This window comes from Agromyces humi (assembly GCF_009720255.1).
Taxonomy (GTDB): domain Bacteria; phylum Actinomycetota; class Actinomycetes; order Actinomycetales; family Microbacteriaceae; genus Agromyces; species Agromyces humi.
The window spans coordinates 1-1,848 of record NZ_WJSP02000561.1 but is presented as its reverse complement, the minus strand read 5'-3'; the positions used below and the strand labels follow the sequence as shown (position 1 = coordinate 1,848).

General features: G+C 73.5%; 1 protein-coding gene and 2 pseudogenes. 1 reads left to right on the top strand and 2 read right to left on the bottom strand.

Features of this window, described 5'->3' with window-relative positions:
- Positions 1-451 precede the first annotated feature (451 nt).
- Positions 452-1,105 carry a pyridoxamine 5'-phosphate oxidase family protein gene (locus GH736_RS22275; RefSeq protein ID WP_159607149.1) on the bottom strand — a complete coding sequence of 218 codons (654 nt, stop codon included), beginning with the start codon at positions 1,103-1,105 and terminating at the stop codon, positions 452-454.
- On the opposite strand from GH736_RS22275, the pseudogene GH736_RS24760 reads away from it, so the two are divergent.
- Positions 1,001-1,372: pseudogene (locus GH736_RS24760) on the top strand (GntR family transcriptional regulator); the annotation flags it as partial. The gene GH736_RS22275 and the pseudogene GH736_RS24760 sit on opposite strands and share 105 nt — an antisense overlap.
- 350 nt (positions 1,373-1,722) lie before the next feature.
- Here GH736_RS24760 and GH736_RS22270 read toward each other — a convergent pair.
- Positions 1,723-1,848: pseudogene (locus tag GH736_RS22270) on the bottom strand (signal recognition particle-docking protein FtsY); the annotation flags it as partial.

Below are 1,848 nucleotides of genomic sequence, written 5' to 3'. Positions count from 1 at the left end.
CGGCGCCGGGCGACCGGCTCGGACGACGCCCCCGCGCCGTCCGAGACGCGCTCCGCCGCGGCCATCCGCAGCTGGATCTCCTGCTCGGCACGCCGCACGTCGGCCTGGTGTGCGCCCAATGCGATGTAGTCAGCCGAGAGCTGCAGGATTCCTCCTGATGTCGAACCGACCTGTTCGATCGGATGCCTTCAGCGTGCTCGCTAAGGCGGTGGGGCCCCATCGGGCGATCGCCCTATTTCCTCTGGGCGCAGGGGGCCGGCCGCCTCAGGACCGGCACTCGGCCGCCTCAGGCGGCGCGGCGGGTGGGCATGCGGCGGTAGCCGTCACGGCGGAACTGCACGATCGAGGCCGTGGCCGCCGCAGCGGCGAACAGTCCGAGCATGATCATGGTGGCGAACATCTCGCACCTCCTTTCACTGAGCGAAGCGGATGGCCCTCGCAGGCCGGGTCGTCAGGGCCGGGTCGTCAGGGCAGCCACCGAGCCGGGCACCGGAGTGCCGACGGGCGTCAGCGCCGACGGCTCGGGAGTCCCCCAGGCGCGTCGAAGCGGTACGACGCCGGCCCAGCCCGTGTGGTCCTCGCCATCCTCGGGAGACTCGGATGCCCCGGCGGCGCGCACCTTCATGACCACGTCGTCGAGGGCGAGCCGCAGCACGCGGGTCGCGGCCCGCTCCTTCCGGGTGGTGGCGCGCACCTCGGCGGGGCGGCCCGGCATGAGCCGTTCGGAGAGCGCCAGCAGCGCGGCATCCGCTCGCTCGTCGTCGACGGGCTCGAGCACGCCGTAGACGACGGCGCTGCGGTAGTTCATCGAGCTGTCGAAGAGGGAGCGCGCAAAGACGAGGCCGTCGAGGGACGTCACGGCGAACGCCACGTTGGCTCCCTCGGCGGCGGCGCGCAGCGCGAACCCGCCACCCGTGGAGCCGTGCAGGAGCAGGTGATCGCCGTCGCGGGCGAAGCCCATGGGCACGACCAGCGGCGTGCCGTCGGCGACCGCGGCGAGATGTCCCACGAGCTCCTGGTCGAGGAGCGCGAACAGGGCGTCGCGGTCGGTCGTCTGGCGTTCGGGCATGCGGCGGATACGGCGGGGCGAGGAGGTGTTCGTCATGGTCACGTTGCGAGTCTCGCCGCTAGACTGGTCGGCGATGCAGTCCAGTTCTCGCTGCATCGAGCAGACCAGTTTGGAGGCGATGGCGTCGTGGACGGACCCATCCCCGAGATCGACCGCGACACCGGTCGCCCGCTCGGCGTGCAGCTCGTCGAGGGACTCCGCCGACGCATCCTCGACGGCGTGCTCCGACCCGGCGATGCGGTGCCGTCGACGCGGGCACTCGCGGCCGAGCTCGCCGTGTCGCGCAGCGCGGTCGTCGCCGCCTACGAGCAGCTCGCCGGCGAGGGCTACCTCGACATGCGCCAGGGTGCTCCGACCCGGGTGGCGGCGCTCGTGGTCGCCGGGACCGCGGGCGGCGCCGCGACGGCCGACGCCCCCGGTGCCCTCGGCGGCGACGCGCGCGCATCGAACGGTCGCGAACTGCGGGTTCCAGCGCCCACGACCCGCAGTTCGCGACCCCTCGACGGGATGGCGGCGCCGGAGGCGGCGGGCAGCACCACCCCGCCCCGCATCGACCTCCTGCCGGGCCGACCCTCGACCACGCGCATCGACACCCGAGCGTGGCGCGCTGCCTGGCGGCACGCGGCCGCACTGGACATCCCGTCCGAGTCGCCGCCGCCGTGCTCGATGAACGCCTCGGCCTGCGCGAGCCCGTTCTGCCCGGTCGTCGCGTCGAGCACGAGCAGGACCTCGCTGATCGGGGCCTGCTTCTCGACGACGCGCCGGATCTTGCCGAGCTC